Source organism: Nakamurella flava (assembly GCF_005298075.1).
Taxonomy (GTDB): Bacteria; Actinomycetota; Actinomycetes; order Mycobacteriales; family Nakamurellaceae; genus Nakamurella; species Nakamurella flava.
This window is the reverse complement of the sequence record NZ_SZZH01000001.1, coordinates 121,661-139,886: the sequence shown is the minus strand read 5'-3', so window position 1 is coordinate 139,886 and position 18,226 is coordinate 121,661. Positions and strand designations below refer to the sequence as shown.

Below are 18,226 nucleotides of genomic sequence, written 5' to 3'. Positions count from 1 at the left end.
GTCAGTCCCCCGCCGGTTCCACGAGCTTGCCGATGTTGACGTCGATCTTCACCCACGGCCGCAGCCGGACCAGGTTCTGCAGCAGCAACGAGGGCAGATGCAGGTGGTACAGCAGGAAGAACGGCCAGGGGTCGCGCGGGTCGAACACCGCATCGCGCCCCTCGCGCAGCACCCGCAGGTGGTACCGCCAGGACCGCGGGTGACGGAACGCCTGCCAGAGTTCGTGGTGGAGCCAGTAGGTCGGCCTGACGTCCGGCGCGGGACGTACCGGCGCGTCACCGGTCTCGCCCAGGTAGGCCTCGGCGAGATCGGGGTGGTCGCGGAACAGCGTGATGGCCGAATGGGTCCGCGGGTTGCACTCGATGGCCAACGGGGTGCCGTCCGCCGTCTCGATGAAGTCGAAGGAGTACTGGCCGGTGAGCCGGTGTTCAGCGACGAAGGTGCGGACCCAGTCCTCGATCGCGGGTTTGTCGACCGGGGCGTAGTTCAGTTGCGACGCCGACGATGCGCAGCACACGAAGACCCGCAGCCGGCCGTCGCGGGCCGTGCCGTGCGTGCAGTACTCGGAGCCGGGGACGAACTGCTGCAGGATCCACGGGTTGTCCGCCGAGATCGGTTTGCTCCGGGCGAACGCGGCGGTCTCCTCCGGCGTCGACCGCGGCAGCCGGGTGAGGTCGAGCCGGTTCACCGGGTCGTAGGCGATGCTCTTGAGCACGTACGGCCCGGGGGCGGCCCCGAAGTCGAACGCGGCCACCTGATCCGGGTGGGTGACGCGGAGCGTGTCGGGGACCGCGAGCCCGAGATCACCGGCGGCCGCCGCGAAAGCCGCCTTGTCGTCGACGGTCTCGATGTCGTCCGGCCCGCCGTGCAGGACCTCGCACCACTGCTGCAGGGTCGCCCGGGCAAGGGCGTCGTACCGCGACGAAGCGGGACTGCACACCGGCACGTACACGTCGACCCGTTCCCGCTGCACCACGTCCACCAGGGCGTCGACGTACTCCGCCGAGGCCGCGTCGGGAACGACGTGGAAGGCCGCGACGGCCCGGGAGAAGCGGTGCGCGGTGAACCGGTAGCGCGCCGACTCCACCAGGACCACGCGATGCCCCGCGGCATGGAAGCACCGGGCCAGTTCCAGGGCCTTGGTCATCTTCCCGCCGCTGAGCATGATGGTCCGGCCGCTCGGCGCCGGGGCGGGAACACGCCCCCGACGCAGCGTCGCCATCGCCACCGCGGCGAGATCGAGCGGTGCCAGGGCCTGGAGCAGGGCGATCATCCCCAGGGTCTGCGGGATCGACGCCACCCGGCGGCGCAGGGGTGGGCCGTCGGTCATCGGCCGTACCCGGTCACCATCCCGCGGTGCATCACCCGGTTGCCGACCACCCCACTGTGGTCGGCCTTGTGGAGGACCACGCCGTTGTCCCACATCACCACGTCGCCGGGCGCCCACCGGTGCCGCAGGCAGTTGACCTCCCGGGTGGAGTGATCCAGCAGCTGCTCCACCGTCGCCCGCGACTCGTCGGCCGACAGGCCGCTCACCGACGCGCAGCGCTGCGGGGTGGACAGGTACAGCGCGATGCGGCCGGTCCGCGGGTGCGGACGGAAAACCGGGTGGTCGGCAGCGGTCTCGGCCTGGTCGTCGAGATCGAGCCCGGTGACGACGTGGTGGATGGTGCGACCCTCGAGCCGGTCGCGGACATCGGCCGGCAACGTCTCGTACGCGCGGTACTGGTTGGTGAAGACGGTCTCGCCGCCCTGCTCGGGGATCTGGACCGCGCGCAGCGCCGTGTAGGCCGGAGGCTGCGCCACGTAGCTGGTGTCGACGTGGAACTGGCTGCGCGGCGGGGTGTCCCGGCCGACGTTGCTGATCACGTTGAGGTCGGGGTACCCGGCCAGCGGCTGCTCGCCCTCGGTGAAGGCCAGCTCGCCGAAGCGTCGCAGGAACGACAGGAACTGCTCGTCGTCGATCTGCTGGTCCGGCAGGACGAGGACGCCGTGCTCGGCCAGCAGGTCGCGCAGGTGGTCCACGGCGTCCTCGTCGAGGGTGCCGAGGTCGATGTCGGTGACCTCGACACCGACCGTGGCCAGGACGTTCTCGTTCACGCGTGGCTCCCGGTGACTCGACGGATGAGGGTGAGGCCGTCCCGCAGGGGAACGACGACCTGTTCGACGCGCGGGTCGGCCGCCACCGCGGCATTGAACTCCGCGATGGCCGTGCCGTTGACGGTCGACGGTCCCGAGGTCCACGGCTGGCCCTGCATCAGCGTGTTGTCGACGACGACGAGTCCGTGCTCGGCGAGCAGTCCGCCATCCAGCGCGGTGTCGAGATAGCCGCGGTAGCCGCCCTTGTCGGCGTCGACGAAGATCAGGTCGAAGGTCTCGCCGGCCTCGACCAGGGCCGACAGCGCGTCGGCCGCCGGACCGACCCGAATGTCCACCCGGGCCCCCGCCGGGGCACCGTCCAGGCAGCGCCGGGCGAACGCGGCGACGCCCGCGTCGAGCTCGAGGGCGACGAGGCGACCGTCGTCGGGCAGCGCCTCGGCCATCGCCAACGCCGAATATCCAGTGAAGAGCCCGATCTCGAGGACCCGGCGGGCCCGGCTCGCATGGACGAGGGTCTTGAGCAGCTGACCTTCGACATGCCCCGACAGCATCTCCTGCTCCAGGACGCCGTGACCGGACGGTCCGTTCCAGTCCTCCGCGGCGGTCCGACGGGCCAGTTCGGCCAGCGCGGGCGACTCCGGGGTGGACATCGACTCCAGGTAGGGGTCCAGCCCCCGGGCCAGCTCCACCACCGCCCGCAGGTCGTCCATCCACACCGGCGACACGGCGCCGGTGTCCTCCTGCGCCCGCTCCAGCAGATCGTCGAGCCGCGCCGCGAGGATCGAGGCCGGCGTCACCGGGCGGGGAGCGCCGGGCAGCGACACCCGGCTCACGGCGTGAACGCGCCGATCCCCTCGCCGGCGCGGGGGTAGCGGGCGACGACCTGCCGGTGCTCGGCGAGCAGCCGGTCGAGTTCGTCCAGGCCGAGGTCGTTGAGGAACTCGCACCGCCCGATGGGTGCCGGCACCGCGGCCCGCAGCGACCCGTCCCGGGTCTGCACGATCGACGTGGTGGCGCGACGCAGGAGCTCCGGGGTGAGATGGGGCGAGTCCAGGGTGAGGCCCAGCTTGGACATGACCCAGAGGATCCGGTCGCGTTCGCTCTCGCTGATCAGCCCGCGTTCCTTGGCGATCGTGGCCGACAGGGCCATGTCGATGGCGATCGCGTGGCCGTGGAAGTAGGGCACGGCCGGCGCGAGTTCCAGCGTGGGGCTCCAGGTGTGCCCGAAGGCGATGACCCGGTCCAGGTCGAGCTCCTGCAGGTTCGGCACCTCCAGCTCGAGCATGGTCTCGATGGCGTCGTAAGTGATCCGCTGGGCGATGTCGCGCAGCTCCGGGGTCCCGTCGAGATGACCGAAGCGGGTGGCCAGGAGATCCTCGCCGTACTTCTCGAGCAACTCGAAGATGCCCCCGTGACCGACCGTGGCGATTTTGATGATCTCGGCCATCCCGTTGCGGACCTGGTCCTCGGGAAGCGTGCGCAGGAAGGAGAAGTCGAGGAACACCTGCCGGGAGGCGTGGTAGGCGCCGAGTCGGTTCTTGTGCTTGCCGTGATTGACACCGACCTTGATCGACACACTGGCGTCGATCAGGCCGATGAGCGTCGTCGGGATGCGCAGGTAGTTCGACGACCGGCGGAACGCGGCGCAGGCGAACCCGGCGACATCGGTGGTGAGACCACCACCGACCACCAGCACCGGCTCCTTGCGGACCAGCCCGAAATCCCCGAAGGCGTCGACGATGCGCTCCACCGTGCGCAGCGACTTCTCCACCTCGCGGACCTGGACCGGGAACACCGTGAGCGCGATGCCGTGGTGGTCGAAATACGCCCGCATCTGGGCGCCGTAAAGGGCGTCGACCTTCTCGTCGACGACCGCGAGGCACCGTCCGAATCCGCGGTAGGCGTCGGCCAGTTGCGTGTTCGCCGGGTCGAAGACACCGGAGACCATCGTGAGTTCGTACGAGACCGGTTGCCAGGCCTGCACGGTGAACGAGGTCGGCGTGCAGCTCACACTCGAGCGGGATGTGGTGGTCGTCATGGCCGTGGTTCTCTCCCGGGTCTGCAGACGGGGGCACCGACCAGCGCCCGCCGAGGGGCGGGATCGGTCGGTGGGGTGCGGAGTGGGGCGGGTCAGTCGCGGACGGCGAGGGCGCGGAGTTCGTCGTAGTCGATGCTCTCGACCCGGCGTTCGGCGGTGGAGAAGTCCTGTCCGCTGGTGTTCTGGTTCGGGAACGCGACGCACGCGACACCCGCGGCCGACGCCGCGGCCGCGCCTTCGACGTTGTCCTCGACGGCGACACAGTCCGCCGCGTCCTGGCCGAGTCGGCGCAGGGCGTGCGTGTACGCGGCGGGATCCGGCTTGGGCTGGTCGACGTCGTCCCGATCGACGATGACATCGAAGTCGTCGGTGGACAGGCCCGGATCGAGGGCCTCCAACAGCGCCTCGATGTTGGCCCGCGAGGTCGTGGTCACCAGTGCGACCTTCCAGCCGTTGTCCCGGGCCGCCCGGACGGCGTCCACCACCCCGGGGCGCGGGGTGATGTCGGCGGTGGCCAGGTTCTCCTGGAACCGCCGGGACTTGGTGGCATGGACAGCGGCGGCGTCGACGTCCTGGTCGCGGTCGGCGGCGTAGGCGGAGATCCGCGCGGCCCCACCGCTGTTGGCGAGCATCCCGACGTATTCCTCCCGATCCCACGTCCAATTCAGATCGTGTTCGGCGAATGCGGCATTGAAAGCCTGGCGCTGGAGTTCGGAAGTATCGGCAATGGTACTGATCGATCCGAGAAGCAATGCGGGCACAGCGATCTCCTTGCACGGAAAGGGAAAGGGGTCAGTGACTGGGGACGCGGTCAACCCGGGAATGGGCGAACGAAATGTTCGCCGTGGGACAGCAAGATCAGCTGCGACTGAGCTTGTAACAAACGCTGCCACCGGGTCAACCGACCCGCTGGGCAACGTGCTCGTCGGTTCGTTTTCCGACCGCGCGACCGCGACCGACGACAGCTCGGCGCGTCCACCGGTGCCCGGCGCCGGACGCCGGCCTCCCGAGCGGCGACACTGGTCCCGTGCACCCACCGCCGTTCTGCCCACCTCCTCGGCGGGCCGGGCCCCGTCCGGTCGTGATCGGCCATCGCGGCTCGCCCCGTCGGGCGCCGGAGAACACCCTGGCCTCGTTCCGGGCGGCGTGGGCGGCCGGGGTCGACTGGGTCGAGGCGGACGTCCAGCCGACGATCGACGGAGTGCCCGTCGTCCTGCATGACGACACGATCGACCGCACCACCGACGACACCGGGGTCGTCCGCCATCTGCCGTGGGCCGAGGTCGGACAGCTGACCCTGCACGGTGCCCCCGGCGCCGTGCCCCGGCTGACCGAGCTGCTGGCCGAGCTGACCGGCCCGCGGCGGCTGCTGCTGGAGATCAAAGGGCCCCACTCCCCCGCGGACCTGCGCCGACTGCTCGCTGAGCTGGCCGCCTCCGGGGCCGACCACCGGGTGTTCCTGCAGTCTTTCGAGCGGGACGTCCTGGCCGAGCTGCGCGTCCTGGTCCCTGATCGTCCGCTCGGTCTGCTGGTCGAGACGCTTGACGACGCGGACCTGGCTGCGGCCGACGAGCTGGCGGTCGTCGCGATCAACCCGTCGGTGGAGTGCGTCCTGACCCGGCCGTCGGTGATCACCGAGCTCCGGGCGCGGGGACGGTCGGTGGCCGTCTGGACGGCGGACGAACCCGACCAGTGGGATGCCCTGGCCCGGGCCGGAGTGGACGGCGTCATCACAGATCGTCCGGGGGATCTGGCTCGGTATCGAACGGACGGCGAACCCCCCTTTCGGTGACTGTCTGTCACTCGCCCGGCGCCCACCCAGCGGCCGATCGGCGGGTTACCGTGAGCCGATGCATCGGCGTGTGATGCCCCTCGGGGCCGGGCTGTCGGCAATCGTTGTGCTGTTGGCCGGATGTACGTCCGGCTCCGGTGGTGCGGCGTCCAGCGCCACCCCGTCGAGCACGTCGACCGCCGCCTCGGCCTCCGCCGCGACATCCTCGTCGTCACCGGCCGCGTCCGGCTCGGCGACGTCCACCGCCGTCCCGACCAGTACGGGACCGGCAGAGGTGACCCCGGTGCTCGGATCGGTGTCCACCGCGCCCGTCCCGGTCATCGGGGCCGACGGCGCGACGTACCTGGCCTACGAGCTGTACCTGACCAATGCGACGTCGTCACCGGTCACCGTCGACTCCGTGCAGGCGCAGGACGCGTCGACCGGTGCCGCTCTCCAGACCTTCGCCACCGACGAACTCGTCGCCCATTCCCGGGTGGTCGGCACGGCGTCGGGTGCAGCGGCGGCGTCCAGCGTCGTCCTCGGCCCCGGCCAGCTCGGGATCTTCTGGCTCGACCCCGCCGTCGCAGCCGGCGGGTCGCTCCCCACCAGCCTGGTGCACCAGGTCAAGCTCACCTTCGCCAGTGCGCCCAACCCGTTGATACCGGCGGAGCTGACCGAGACGATCGCCCGCACACCGGTGTCGACGACGCCGGCCCCGACCATCGCATCCCCGTTGAACGGCGCTCGGTGGTTCGACGGCAACGGCTGCTGCTCCGACGTGACACCCCATCGCGGCGCGTCCAATCCCATCGACGGTCAGTACTGGTTCGCCGAGCGGTTCGCCATCGACTGGGTACAGCTCACCGGCGACGGGAAGCTGATCACCGGGCCCGCCACCGACCTCGCGAGCTACCCCTACTACGGCGCTCCGATCCACGCCGTGGCGGACGGCACCATCGTCGCGGTGTCCGACGTCCTGCAGGACCAGCCACCCGGCGCGAACCCGCCGGTCGGTTCGCTGACCCTGGACCAGTTCGGCGGCAACTACGTCGTGCAGCGCTTCGAGCAGAACGGCCACACGTACTACGCGTTCTACGCCCACCTCAAGCCGGGAACGGCGAAGGCCGCGGTGACCGTCGGTCAGACCGTGAAGACCGGAGACGTCGTCGGCGAGCTGGGCAACTCGGGCAACACCGACGCGCCTCACCTGCACTTCCACGTGATGGACGGGCCGGACCCCCTGGCCAGCGACGGTCTGCCGTTCCAGTTCGACGCGTTCGAGCTCAGCGGTCGGGCCGCCGGGGATGCGTTCGACCTCATCATGAACGGGCAGCCGCTGCCCCTGGCGGCCGATGCCCCGACCGGCGACCGACGTGACGCCATGCCGCTCTATCTCGACGTGGTCGATCTGACGGCCGGTTCCGCCGCCGGCTCGGCTTCCGCCTCCGCCGGTTCGTCGACGCCCGGCACTGCGGCGTCCGCTACCGCGCCGGCGTCGCCGAGCGCGCCGACGTCGACGGGCCCCTCGGGCTCCTGATTCCCGTCGGCCGAGCGACCGGCGACGGCCGGTCGAGGGGACGTTCGATCACCCCCACACCGTCATGACGACGCGGTGGCGGACCCGCGCGCGGGCCGGTACGTAGCCACGCACTCGACGTGCTGGGTTTGTGGGAAGGCGTCAAAGGCGCGCAGGGCCGTCAACTCGTAGCCGGCCTCGGCCAGCGTGGCGGTGTCCCGACCCAGCGCCGCCGGGTCGCAGGCCACGTAGACGATCACCTCGGGCCCGAGAGCCGCCAGCGACCGGCAGATCTCCCGCCCGGCACCCGACCGGGGCGGGTCCAGGACCACCGCGTGCGGCGGGCCGGGCAGCGTGTCCAGCGCGTGCTCGACGCGGCCGGTGACGACCTCGGCCTGGGGATGCCGGGCCAGGTTCTGCTCGGCCAGCGCGGTCGCCCGCGAGTCCGACTCGACCAGCACCACCTCACCGGACGGGCCCACGGCCCGGCACAGCACCTCGGTGAGCAGCCCCACCCCGCCGTACAGGTCCCAGGCCAGCCCACCCGCCGGCAGGACGTCGGCCACCGCCTCGGTCACCGCCCGGGTCAGCGCGACCGCCGCGGCCGGGTGCACCTGCCAGAACCCGTCCGCCGCGACCTGAAAATCGCGGTCGCCGACGGTCTCGGTCACGACGGGTCCCGATTGCCCCGACCACACCGTCACCACCTCGGCGGCATCGGAGCCGTCCAGGCCGGGAGCACACAGCGTCACTTCAGGGTCCTCCGGCCGGCGCGAGCGCCCGCCGTCCCGGCGACGGTCCGGCTGCGCGCCCGGACGCCGCCCCCGGTGGGCCGACGGGGGCGGGGTGAGGCCGGCCGCCACCTCGCTCATCCCCGGCGCGGCGATGAGACACGGCTGGTCGCCGTCGACACCGACCACCTGGTGCGAACGGGCCGCCCGCGGACCGATACCCGGGCCGGAACGGTCGAGCACCGACGGGGACGCCGCCCAACGGACCCGGGACCGCCAGCCGAACCCGTCACCGGGCAGCGCTTCGACCGTCACCGGCCGATCGAGCCCGGCCAGCCGGCGCAGCTGCTCGGCCACCACCGCGGCCTTGAGCTCACGCTGGCGCTCCCCGGTGGCGTGCTGGAAGTCGCAGCCCCCACAGCCGCCCGGCCGGTAGTGCCGGCAGGGTGCCGACACCCGCTGCGGATCGGCCTGCAGGACGTGCACCAGCTCGCCCCGGCAGAACGACCCGGGCCGGGCCTCGGTGATCCGGACGATGCCGCGCTCCCCCGGCAGGGCCAGCCGCACGAAGACCACCCGGCCCTCGTGCCGAGCCACGCAATGTCCGCCGTGGGCGACCGCGCCGATCTCCAGTTCCACCTCGTCGCCGACCCGCAGGTCGTCGATCAGCTCGGCCATCACTCGTCTCCCATGACCTGGCGGGACCAGGTGCCCGTGTCGGTGGCGTTGTCGGGCGGATAGACCGCGCCGGGCATCCGGCCGCGGATCGACGGGGCCCGGGTGGCCCGCATGCGGATCCGTTCGTCCAGCGCGTCCGACGACGACAGCTGCCACGGCACCGAGGTGACCATGACCCCCGGCATGAACAGCAGCCGCCCCTTCAGGCGCAGCGCCGACTGGTTGTGCAGCAGGTGCTCCCACCAGTGACCGACGACATACTCGGGGATGAAGACGGTGACGATGTCGCGGGGGGCGTCCTTGCGGGTGCGGCGCACGTAGTCCAGGACGGGTTTGGTGATCTCCCGGAACGGCGAGTCGATGACCTTGAGCGGGACCGGGATCTGCCGGTCCTCCCACTCGCGGGCCAGGTCGGCGGTGTCGTCGGGATCGACGTTGACCGTGACCGCCTCGAGGTAGTCCGGGCGGGTGGCCCGGGCGTAGGCCAGGGCCCGCATCGTCGGCAGGTGCAGCTTGGAGACCAGCACGATGGACCGGACGCGACTGGGCAGCACCATGTCGTCCTCGTCGGCGGCGATCTCCCGGGCGACCCGGTCGTAGTGGCGGCGGATCGCCTTCATGGTGAAGAAGATCACCGCCATCGCCAGGATGGCGATCCAGGCGCCGGCCAGGAACTTGGTGACGAGCACGATGCCGAGCACGACCGCGGTGAAGCTGAAACCGATGCCGTTGATGGTCTGGCTGCGGCGCATGCGGCGGCGGCGGTTCGGGTCGCGTTCGATCCGCAGCAACCGCTGCCAGTGCTTGATCATCCCGAGCTGCGAGAACGTGAACGAGACGAACACCCCGACGATGTACAGCTGGATGAGCGCGGTGACGTCGGCCTGGAAGGCGATGATCAGGATCAGCGCGATGACGGCGAGGAAGACGATGCCGTTGGAGAACGCGAGCCGATCGCCGCGGGTGTGCAGCTGGCGGGGCAGGTAGCGGTCCTGGGCCAGGATCGAGCCGAGCACCGGGAATCCGTTGAACGCGGTGTTGCAGGCCAGCACCAGGATCAGACCGGTGGTCAGCGAGACGACGTAGAACGCGATCGGGAAGCCCGAGAAGACCGCCTCGCCGATCTGGGCGATCAGGGTCTTCTGGTAGTAACCCTCGGGCACCCCGACCAGCTGGATCTCCGGGTCCTCGGCGAAGTGCGCTCCGGTGTACAGCGTCAGCAGGACGATGCCGATCATCATGACGACCGACAGCCCGGCCATCAGGGCCAGCGTCGTCGCCGCGTTCTTGCTCTTGGGCTTCTTGAACGCCGGCACACCGTTGGAGATGGCCTCCACGCCGGTCAGCGCGGCCGACCCGGACGAGAACGACCGCAGCAGCAGGAACAGCAGGGCCAGCCCGGTCAGCGACCCTTCGGCGTTCAGCGTGTACGAGGCACTCTCGGCCTTGATGTCGGCGCCGATGAACCACTCGACGGCGCCGGTGACGATCATCGCCATGATCGAGATGATGAAGGCGTAGACCGGGATGGCGAACGCGGCGCCGGACTCGCGGATGCCGCGCAGGTTGGCCGCGCAGACCACCGCGATGATCGCGATGGAGAACCACACCGGGTGGTCGCCGACGATCTGCAGGGCCGACCCGATGTTGGCCACCCCGGCCGCGGTCGAGACCGCGACGGTGAGGATGTAGTCGACCAGCAGCGCACTGGCGACGATCAGCCCGGGTGTCGGCCCCAGGTTCTTGGTGACGACCTCGTAGTCACCACCGCCGCTGGGGTAGGCGTGCACGTTCTGCCGGTAGGAGGCGACGACCACGACCATCACCAGGGCCACCAACCCGGCGATCCACGGAGCGTAGGCGTAGTACGCCAGACCGGCGATGGACAGCACGGCGAAGATCTCGCCGGGGGCGTACGCGACGCTGGACAGCGCGTCGGAGGCGAACACCGGCAGCGCGATGCGCTTGGGCAGCAGGGTGTGCGAGAGCTTGTCGCTGCGGAAGGGCCGCCCGACCAGCAGTCGCTTGGCCGCGACCGTCAACTTGGACACAACACCGAAGCGTAGGTCGCCCGGCGACACCCGGCGGCCACCGCACGCGAACACCGGGCCGGGAACGGCCCGCCCGTCCCCCGGACGGAACACCACGGCCCACGTTGCGATCACCGACGCCGCTGTAGGTTGCTCCTGACACCCCGCACCGGCGAAGGGCAGTGCTGTGCACATCGTGATCATGGGATGCGGCCGCGTCGGCTCGTCCCTGGCCCGCCAACTCGGCCGGGCCGGCCACTCGGTGGCCGTCATCGACCGGGATCCGTCGGCGTTCCGCCGGTTGGGGGCCGAGTTCCACGGCCAGCAGGTCACCGGCATGGGCTTCGACCGGGACGTGCTGCTCAAGGCCCGCATCAACGAGGCCCACGCCTTCGCCGCGGTGTCCTCCGGTGACAACTCGAACATCATCGCCGCGCGAGTGGCGCGCGAGCAGTTCAACGTCGAGACCGTGGTCGCCCGCATCTACGACGCCAAACGCGCCCAGGTCTACGAGCGGTTGGGCATCCCCACCGTCGCGACGGTCCCGTGGACGACCGACCGGTTGCTGCGGGCCGTCATCCCCGAGGGGATGATCAGCGAGTGGCGGGACCCGTCCGGCACCGTGACGATCGTGAATCTGCCCTACCACCGGGACTGGATGGGTCGCCCGCTCGCCGAGTTCGAGGCGGCCACCGACGTGCACGTCGCGTTCGTCGTCCGCTTCGGTCAGGGCCAGCTGCCCACCCGGGACACCGTCATCCAGGAAGGTGACCTGGTGTACGCGTCCGTGCTGTCCAAGGACCTGCACAGTGTCGGCGACAAGGCCGCCGTGTCCCCCGTGGACGGTGTCTGATGCGGATCGCCATCGCCGGGGCCGGCTCCGTCGGCCGGTCCATCGCCGGGGAGCTCGTCGAGAACGGTCACGAGGTCATGCTCATCGACCGCGACCCGGGGGCCATCAAGCCCGAACGCATCGAGGCGGCCGAATGGGTGCTGGCCGATGCCTGCGAGGTCGCCCTGCTCGAGGACGCCGGCCTGCAGACCTGCGACGTCGTCATCGCCTGCACCGGTGACGACAAGGTCAACCTCGTCGTCTCCCTGCTGGCCAAGACCGAGTTCGCGGTCGGCCGCGTCGTCGGCCGGGTCAACGACCCCCGCAACGAGTGGCTGTTCACCGAGCAGTGGGGCGTAGACGTCGCCGTCTCGACCCCCCGCATCCTCGCCGCCCTGGTCGAGGAAGCCGTGTCGGTCGGTGATCTGGTCCGGCTCTTCACGCTGCGGCAGGGCCAGGTCAACCTCGTCGAGGTCACCCTGCCCTCGACCACGGCCATCGCCGGCCGCCCGGTCCGCGACCTGCGCCTGCCCCGGGACGCCGCGCTCGTCACCATCCTGCGCGGCGGCCGGGTCATCGTGCCGGCGCCCGACGAGCCGCTGGAGCCGGGCGACGAGCTGCTCTTCGTCGCGTCGACCGAGGTGGAGGACGCGGTCCGCGAAGCGCTGATGTAGCGGTGGACGCCGGACGGACTGGCGAGGCCGCGCGCAACAGGCGCAGCTAGTGGGTGCCCCGGGCGAACGACCTGACGCGGTCCTTCAGCGATCCCTCACCATGGCCGGCGACCAGGATGATCGCGGTGACCAGCAGCCCGACGATGAAGACCGGGTAGCCCAGGGCGATTTTCATGAAGGCCAGCCAGCCGACGGCGTCCTCACCGTAGGCCCAGTTCTGCAGGGCGAAGCGGCCGCCGAAGATCGCGACCCAGACGACGGTCGCCCAGGTGTAGCGGGTCATCAGGTGGCGGTCCTTGCGCCATGCGGTGCCCCGGCCGTTCAGGGACTCCCAGATGACGCCGACCAGCGGCCAGCGCACGAGGATGCTGATCAGGAAGGCGAGCGCGAAGGCGGCCTGGGTCCAGATGCCCCAGAGGAAGTAGCCCTTGGCCGAGCCCGTCCGGTAGGCGATGAACGCCGCGATGCCGACGCCGAAAAGGCCGCCGATGGCCTGGGTGACCGGTTTGCGCCGGGCCAGCCGCCAGACGGCGATGGCGGCGCCCGCGACGAGGGCGGCGGCGATGCCCCAGGTCAGGTTGACGAACGAGTTGACCAGCACGAACACGACGACCGGCAGACCGGAGTCGAGCATTCCGGCCGGTCCGCCCATCTGGTCGAGCACACTGGGCCGGCGGGGCTCGGCGGGCTCCGGGGGTGGAGCGGCGGGGTCGGCGATCGGCCCGCGGGCCGGTTCGGGGGTACCGATCGGCGCCGTCACACGCTCACCGGCAGCAGGTCGTAATCGGGGTTGTAGATGACCTTCTGCCCGTCCCGCAGGGCCACCCGGCCGCGGACGTTCATCGTCCGGCCGGGTTCGACGCCGGGGATGGACCGGCGGCCGAGCCAGATCAGCTGCACGGCGTCGGTGCCGTCGTACAGCTCGGCGACCAGGGTGGCCTGGTGTTCGGTCGGCCGGAGGTCCACGTAGCGCAACCGGCCGTGCAGGGTGACCCGCTGACCCTGGCAGCAGACCTGCGCCCGTATCGCACCCGTGGCGTCGACCTGATCGGTCAGCACCTCGGCGTCGATCTGATCGTCGTCACGGGTGATCTTCCGCACCCACGCGGCGAGCTTGCCTGGCATCGCTCTACCCCTTGTTCCGGCCTCTGCGTTCCTGGGTTTCCAAGGCCAGGGTAGCCGCGCGGCCGACGCCCCGGCCGGGGACGAGAGGCGCCTCACCCGGACCGGTCCGGGTGAGCGGACGGCGCCGCGGCGGTGCGCCGGTCAGGCCCCGCGGGGGCGCGCGAGCACGGCGGCGATGTCCGGCGGCCGGTAGTCCGGGCCCTTGAGCACCTTGCCGTCGGCCCGGCGGATCGGACGGCCGTCGGCGCCGAGCTTGGTCATGTTCGAGGCGTGCACCTCGTCGAGCACGGCGTCCAGGTCGATGCCGTAGACGTGAGCCGTGCCGTACGCGACGTAGACGATGTCGGCCAGCGCGTCGGCCACCCCGACGACGTCACCGGCCCGGGCGGCGGCGGCCAGTTCGGCCACCTCCTCCTCGATGAGCGACTGCCGCAGGGTGACCTCGGACAGGTCGACCGCCGCGGACGGAACCGTGCGGACCGGCAGGCCGTAGGCGCGGTGGAACTCGGCCACCTGCCCGGCGGCCCGGCCGGTCGACTCGACCTGATCAGGCACAGTCGACGCAGATCAGCTGGCCACCCGAGGGGTTGGCGAGCCGGCTGCGGTGCTGCACCAGGAAGCAGGACGTGCAGGTGAACTCATCGGCCTGCTTGGGGATGACCTTGACGGTGAGTTCCTCACCGGACAGGTCGGCGCCGGGGAGCTCGAAGCTCTCCGCGGTGTCGCCCTCGTCGACGTCGACGACGGACGACTGCGCCTCGTTGCGTCGAGCCTTGAGTTCCTCGAGCGAATCCTCGGAGGCCTCGTCGCTCTCGTTGCGCCGTGGGGCGTCGTAATCGGTTGCCATGGTTGCCTGCTCTCGCTTCGTACTGCTGCGTCTTCGGTTCTGTTCCGAGCGTCGTCCTGACCGGCCCGGCGAGTGCTGTCCGCCGGGGACCGGCATCTGCCCTGCTGTTGTTCCCCCGGATCAGCCCGTTGGCTCGTCCGGCGAACCGTTCAGGACCGCCCCCGCTCGCGGTGGGCGCAGACGTAACGCCGGCACCGTCTGTTTTGTGCCCGACACGTACCCGTCCGCCCAACGACCATCGGGGCCGACCGGCGGGGGGAGGGTAGCCGATGCCCGGACGGTTGCGGCACCGGGGTGGGTTGCGGGTCGTCGGATTTCCCCGTCGACCCGCCGTGGCGACCGGCAGCTGGCCGGCGTCGGGGCGGCGCGCCTCTACCCTGAACCGGGCCGCCCCGGTCGACAATGCCCCGGGCACGACGGCCGGACGCGGGCGAGGACCGCACGACAACTGCGGCCCGGGCGAACCCGACCGACGGACGACACCGCGGGCGGGGATCGCCCCGGACCGACGGACAAGACGCAGGAGGACCACCGGGTGAGCGCCGAATCCGCCCCCGATCGCCGGCGCCGCCGCTACCTGCCGGTGCTCGTGATCGTCGGGGTCCTGCTGGTCGGCGCGATCGTCGCCTGGTTTCCCGTGCTGCGTCCGTCGGCCGAGAACAGCGCGGCCTGCAACCAACCGGGACCGGTGCCGGCGACCACCGCGGCCACCACCCGCAGCCAGGCCTCGGCCACCGACGGCGCCACCCCGAGCGAGTCGTCCACGGAGACGACCAGCTCGACCCCGTCGGCCCCGACCACCCTCGGGGCCTACCTCGACCACTCCGCGCTGGAGTCGGTCCGACCGGCCAACCCGAGCACCGTTGCACTGCAGGTGTACAACGCGAGCCCGGTGCGGGGACAGGCCAAGGCCGTGACCGACGAGCTGCGGGTGGTCGGCTTCGAATCGATCCGGGACGGCTCGAACGACCCCCTCTACCCGGCCGGTGACCTGCGCTGCGTGGCCCAGATCCGCTTCGGGCCGGCCGGTGCGGCGGCCGCCCGCACGGTGCTGCTGATCTCGCCGTGCGCCCAGCTGGTCCAGGACAGCCGGGTCGACGACACGGTCGATCTGGCCCTGGGCGGGCGGTACCTCTACGCGGCCATCCCCGACGACGTGAAGAGCGAGCTCAGCGCCATCCGGGAGGCCGCCCAGCCGCCGGCGGTCATCGAGGGCCAGACCGCATCAGCCAAGCCGCTGCCGCCCATTCCGGCTCTGCCCACGGCGGCCTGCGCGAGCTGACCAGGCGCCCGCGCCGACCCGGTCGGGTTCGGTCGGTCGGCCTCCCGCGCCGCGACCGGTGGTGCTCGCTACGCTCGCGGTGCCCGCGACCCCCCGCGGGCGGGTCACCGCCTCGGCGGACGACTCCCCAGGTCCAGACCCCTGCGGTCCAGGCATGAAGGAGCGGGTGTGTCCACCACTTCACCGGACGTCGCGTTCGGCATCGACATCGGCGGTACGGGCATCAAGGGCGGCATCGTCGACCTGCGGGGCGGTGTGCTCATCGGCGAGCGCTTCCGGCTGGACACACCGCAGCCGGCCACCCCGGACTCGGTGGCCGAGACCGCCGGCAAGGTGGCCGCGCACTTCGACTACAGCGGGCCGTTCGGCGTCGCGTTCCCCGGCGTCGTCCTGGACGGGGTGGTCAAGACCGCCGCCAACGTCGACAAGTCGTGGATCGACACGTCACTGCAGAAGGCCATGGAGCCCCAGCTCCCCGGTCCGGTGACGGTCCTGAACGACGCCGACGCGGCCGGCCTGGCCGAGGCCCGCTACGGCGCCGGCCGTGGGATCTCCGGCCTGGTCATCATGGTGACGTTCGGCACCGGCATCGGCATCGCGCTCATCAACGACGGTCGGCTGGTCCCGAACGCCGAGCTCGGGCACATCGAGCTGGACGGGCACGACGCGGAGACCAAGGCGGCGGCGTCGGCGCGGGAACGCGACGACCTGAGCTGGGAGCAGTGGGCCAAGCGGGCCTCCAAGTACCTCTCGCACCTCGAGAACCTGCTCTGGCCCAAGCTGATCATCCTGGGCGGCGGCATCTCCAAGAAGCCGGACAAGTGGGTGCCCCACCTGAAGTGCCGGACCCCGCTGGCGGTGGCCCAGCTGATCAACAACGCCGGCATCGTCGGCGCGGCCCTGCGCGCGACGGAGGCCAGCGAGACGGCCGCCGTGACGCCCCCGGCGGCCGAGGACACCACCACGCTGATCCTGGACTGAGACGCACGCCATCCCGACCGAACCGCTGGGTGCGGCCCGGTCGGGGAATGGCGCCGCTCGTCGGGTCGTGCCCGAGCGGACCCGCGGTTACACTGGAACAGCCGCTTTCGGGTAGGACCGAGTATCAGGTCGAGAACATCTCACCGGGGTAGGGCCCTCTTCATCCCCCGATGTCGGTGGGTTCGACGTGTGCCCGGTCCGGGCGGCTCAGTGAGGCGAAAGGGCATCAGTGGCAGGCGCAGCAGCAACCTCCGGTTCGACCCGGTCCCGTCGTCCTTCGGCTTCCGCCGGACGGGGGACCAGCAACGGTGCAGCACCCGGAGCGAAGGCGGGAGCGCGTGGTCGTTCCACCGCCGATCCGACGGACGCCGTCGACGCGGCCGATCCGCAGGAGCCCACCGACCTCGAGGACCTGACCGAGGGCGACGACGATCTGCTCACCGCCGATCTGGTCGAGGGCGACGAGACCGAGTCGGCTCCCGCCGCGGCGGCCGCTCCGGCCGCCGGCGCGGCACCGGCCGCGGCCGGCAAGGCCGCCGAGGGCACCGCCGGTACCGAGTCCACCGAGTCGTCCGAGGAGTTCACCTGGGACGACGAGGAGGAGTCCGAAGCGCTCAAGCAGGCCCGCAAGGACGCCGAGCTCACCGCTTCCGCCGACTCGGTCCGCGCCTACCTCAAGCAGATCGGCAAGGTCGCGCTGCTGAACGCCGAGGAGGAGGTGGACCTGGCCAAGCGCATCGAGGCCGGTCTGTACTCCGTCGAGCGGATGCGTCAGCTCGAAGAGGCCGGCGAGAAGCTGCCCAACCAGTTGCGACGTGACCTGCGGTGGGTCAAGCGGGATGGCGAGCGGGCCAAGAACCACCTGCTCGAGGCCAACCTCCGCCTGGTCGTCTCCCTGGCCAAGCGGTACACCGGCCGCGGCATGGCGTTCCTGGACCTCATCCAGGAGGGCAACCTGGGTCTGATCCGCGCGGTCGAGAAGTTCGACTACACCAAGGGTTACAAGTTCTCCACCTATGCGACCTGGTGGATCCGACAGGCCATCACCCGGGCCATGGCCGACCAGGCCCGCACCATCCGGATCCCCGTCCACATGGTCGAGGTCATCAACAAGCTGGGTCGCATCCAGCGCGAGCTGCTCCAGGATCTCGGGCGCGAGCCCACCCCGGAGGAGCTGGCCAAGGAGATGGACATCACCCCGGACAAGGTGCTGGAGATCCAGCAGTACGCCCGGGAACCGATCTCGCTGGACCAGACCATCGGCGACGAGGGCGATTCGCAGCTCGGCGACTTCATCGAGGACTCCGAAGCGGTCGTCGCCGTCGACGCCGTCTCCTTCACCCTTTTGCAGGACCAGTTGCAGGCCGTTCTGCAGACGCTGTCCGAGCGGGAGGCCGGCGTGGTCCGGTTGCGTTTCGGGCTCACCGACGGTCAGCCGCGGACTCTGGACGAGATTGGCCAGGTCTACGGGGTCACCCGGGAGCGGATCCGGCAGATCGAGTCCAAGACGATGTCCAAGCTGCGTCACCCGTCGCGCTCCCAGGTGCTGCGCGACTACCTCGAGTAGGAGCGACCGCTCCCCCACGACCCCGAGCGGGCCGGCCGACCACCATCGGCC

General features: G+C 71.0%; 18 protein-coding genes. 7 read left to right on the top strand and 11 right to left on the bottom strand.

Going from position 1 to position 18,226, the window contains the following annotated elements; genetic code table 11:
• Window position 1: 1 nt before the first annotated feature.
• The 5 genes from FDO65_RS00640 to FDO65_RS00620 form a co-directional block, all read right to left on the bottom strand.
• Entirely contained in the window at window positions 2-1,330 is a 1,329-nt protein-coding gene (locus FDO65_RS00640; RefSeq protein WP_137447579.1) for an ATP-grasp domain-containing protein, read from the bottom strand.
• Window positions 1,327-2,100, bottom strand: a complete 774-nt coding sequence (locus FDO65_RS00635) for a TauD/TfdA dioxygenase family protein (protein WP_137447578.1) — start codon at window positions 2,098-2,100, stop codon at window positions 1,327-1,329. The genes FDO65_RS00640 and FDO65_RS00635 overlap by 4 nt, the downstream gene beginning before the upstream one ends.
• Window positions 2,097-2,933, bottom strand: coding sequence for an O-methyltransferase (locus tag FDO65_RS00630; RefSeq protein ID WP_205849706.1), 837 nt, complete (start codon window positions 2,931-2,933; stop codon window positions 2,097-2,099). The genes FDO65_RS00635 and FDO65_RS00630 overlap by 4 nt, the downstream gene beginning before the upstream one ends.
• Window positions 2,930-4,138 (bottom strand): sedoheptulose 7-phosphate cyclase, encoded by a 1,209-nt coding sequence (locus tag FDO65_RS00625; protein ID WP_137447577.1) that lies wholly within the window; start codon window positions 4,136-4,138, stop codon window positions 2,930-2,932. Before FDO65_RS00625 ends, FDO65_RS00630 begins: the two co-directional genes overlap by 4 nt.
• A gap of 92 nt (window positions 4,139-4,230) precedes the next feature.
• Window positions 4,231-4,899 (bottom strand): HAD-IA family hydrolase, encoded by a 669-nt coding sequence (locus FDO65_RS00620; protein WP_137447576.1) that lies wholly within the window; start codon window positions 4,897-4,899, stop codon window positions 4,231-4,233.
• 320 nt (window positions 4,900-5,219) lie between these two features.
• On the opposite strand from FDO65_RS00620, the gene FDO65_RS00615 reads away from it, so the two are divergent.
• Both FDO65_RS00615 and FDO65_RS00610 read left to right on the top strand, forming a co-directional pair.
• Window positions 5,220-5,930, top strand: coding sequence for a glycerophosphodiester phosphodiesterase (locus FDO65_RS00615; RefSeq protein ID WP_166441983.1), 711 nt, complete (start codon window positions 5,220-5,222; stop codon window positions 5,928-5,930).
• Between the two features lie 58 nt (window positions 5,931-5,988).
• Window positions 5,989-7,449 carry a M23 family metallopeptidase gene (locus tag FDO65_RS00610; protein WP_137447574.1) on the top strand — a complete coding sequence of 487 codons (1,461 nt, stop codon included), beginning with the start codon at window positions 5,989-5,991 and terminating at the stop codon, window positions 7,447-7,449.
• Window positions 7,450-7,511: 62 nt separating this feature from the next.
• Here the strand turns inward: FDO65_RS00610 and FDO65_RS00605 are convergent, their stop codons facing one another.
• Window positions 7,512-8,837, bottom strand: coding sequence for a class I SAM-dependent RNA methyltransferase (locus FDO65_RS00605; RefSeq protein ID WP_137447573.1), 1,326 nt, complete (start codon window positions 8,835-8,837; stop codon window positions 7,512-7,514).
• Entirely contained in the window at window positions 8,837-10,888 is a 2,052-nt protein-coding gene (locus tag FDO65_RS00600; RefSeq protein WP_137447572.1) for an APC family permease, read from the bottom strand. The genes FDO65_RS00605 and FDO65_RS00600 overlap by 1 nt, the downstream gene beginning before the upstream one ends.
• A gap of 166 nt (window positions 10,889-11,054) precedes the next feature.
• Here FDO65_RS00600 and FDO65_RS00595 point away from each other — a divergent pair, with 166 nt between their 5' ends.
• Window positions 11,055-11,720: a potassium channel family protein gene (locus tag FDO65_RS00595; protein WP_137447571.1), complete on the top strand. Its 666-nt coding sequence runs from the start codon at window positions 11,055-11,057 to the stop codon at window positions 11,718-11,720.
• A complete protein-coding gene (locus FDO65_RS00590; RefSeq protein WP_137447570.1) occupies window positions 11,720-12,373 on the top strand; it encodes a potassium channel family protein in 654 nt (217 codons plus the stop codon). The genes FDO65_RS00595 and FDO65_RS00590 overlap by 1 nt, the downstream gene beginning before the upstream one ends.
• A gap of 46 nt (window positions 12,374-12,419) precedes the next feature.
• Here the strand turns inward: FDO65_RS00590 and FDO65_RS00585 are convergent, their stop codons facing one another.
• From FDO65_RS00585 to FDO65_RS00570, 4 genes are all read right to left on the bottom strand, one after another.
• Window positions 12,420-13,133 (bottom strand): DUF3159 domain-containing protein, encoded by a 714-nt coding sequence (locus tag FDO65_RS00585; RefSeq protein WP_240757344.1) that lies wholly within the window; start codon window positions 13,131-13,133, stop codon window positions 12,420-12,422.
• Window positions 13,130-13,498 (bottom strand): OB-fold nucleic acid binding domain-containing protein, encoded by a 369-nt coding sequence (locus FDO65_RS00580; RefSeq protein WP_137447569.1) that lies wholly within the window; start codon window positions 13,496-13,498, stop codon window positions 13,130-13,132. The genes FDO65_RS00585 and FDO65_RS00580 overlap by 4 nt, the downstream gene beginning before the upstream one ends.
• A 141-nt stretch (window positions 13,499-13,639) precedes the next feature.
• Window positions 13,640-14,053 carry a pyrophosphohydrolase domain-containing protein gene (locus FDO65_RS00575; RefSeq protein ID WP_137447568.1) on the bottom strand — a complete coding sequence of 138 codons (414 nt, stop codon included), beginning with the start codon at window positions 14,051-14,053 and terminating at the stop codon, window positions 13,640-13,642.
• Window positions 14,046-14,345 (bottom strand): DUF4193 domain-containing protein, encoded by a 300-nt coding sequence (locus FDO65_RS00570; RefSeq protein WP_137447567.1) that lies wholly within the window; start codon window positions 14,343-14,345, stop codon window positions 14,046-14,048. Before FDO65_RS00570 ends, FDO65_RS00575 begins: the two co-directional genes overlap by 8 nt.
• A 535-nt stretch (window positions 14,346-14,880) precedes the next feature.
• Between FDO65_RS00570 and cei the strand changes: the two genes are divergently transcribed.
• From cei to FDO65_RS00555, 3 genes are all read left to right on the top strand, one after another.
• Entirely contained in the window at window positions 14,881-15,627 is a 747-nt protein-coding gene (gene cei, locus FDO65_RS00565; protein ID WP_137447566.1) for an envelope integrity protein Cei, read from the top strand.
• 168 nt (window positions 15,628-15,795) lie between these two features.
• Window positions 15,796-16,608, top strand: coding sequence for a polyphosphate--glucose phosphotransferase (ppgK, locus tag FDO65_RS00560; protein WP_137447565.1), 813 nt, complete (start codon window positions 15,796-15,798; stop codon window positions 16,606-16,608).
• Between the two features lie 229 nt (window positions 16,609-16,837).
• Window positions 16,838-18,175, top strand: a complete 1,338-nt coding sequence (locus FDO65_RS00555; RefSeq protein ID WP_137447564.1) for an RNA polymerase sigma factor — start codon at window positions 16,838-16,840, stop codon at window positions 18,173-18,175.
• The last annotated feature ends 51 nt before the right edge of the window (window positions 18,176-18,226 follow it).

Bases quoted from the DNA above. Each gene is read 5' to 3' on its own strand.
- FDO65_RS00605 (WP_137447573.1), bottom strand. From the start codon at position 8,837: ATGGCCGAGCTGATCGACGACCTGCGGGTCGGCGACGAGGTGGAACTG.
- FDO65_RS00590 (WP_137447570.1), top strand. From the start codon at position 11,720: ATGCGGATCGCCATCGCCGGGGCCGGCTCCGTCGGCCGGTCCATCGCC.
- FDO65_RS00625 (WP_137447577.1), bottom strand. From the start codon at position 4,138: ATGACGACCACCACATCCCGCTCGAGTGTGAGCTGCACGCCGACCTCG.
- FDO65_RS00570 (WP_137447567.1), bottom strand. From the start codon at position 14,345: ATGGCAACCGATTACGACGCCCCACGGCGCAACGAGAGCGACGAGGCC.
- FDO65_RS00640 (WP_137447579.1), bottom strand. From the start codon at position 1,330: ATGACCGACGGCCCACCCCTGCGCCGCCGGGTGGCGTCGATCCCGCAG.
- FDO65_RS00610 (WP_137447574.1), top strand. From the start codon at position 5,989: ATGCATCGGCGTGTGATGCCCCTCGGGGCCGGGCTGTCGGCAATCGTT.
- FDO65_RS00580 (WP_137447569.1), bottom strand. From the start codon at position 13,498: ATGCCAGGCAAGCTCGCCGCGTGGGTGCGGAAGATCACCCGTGACGAC.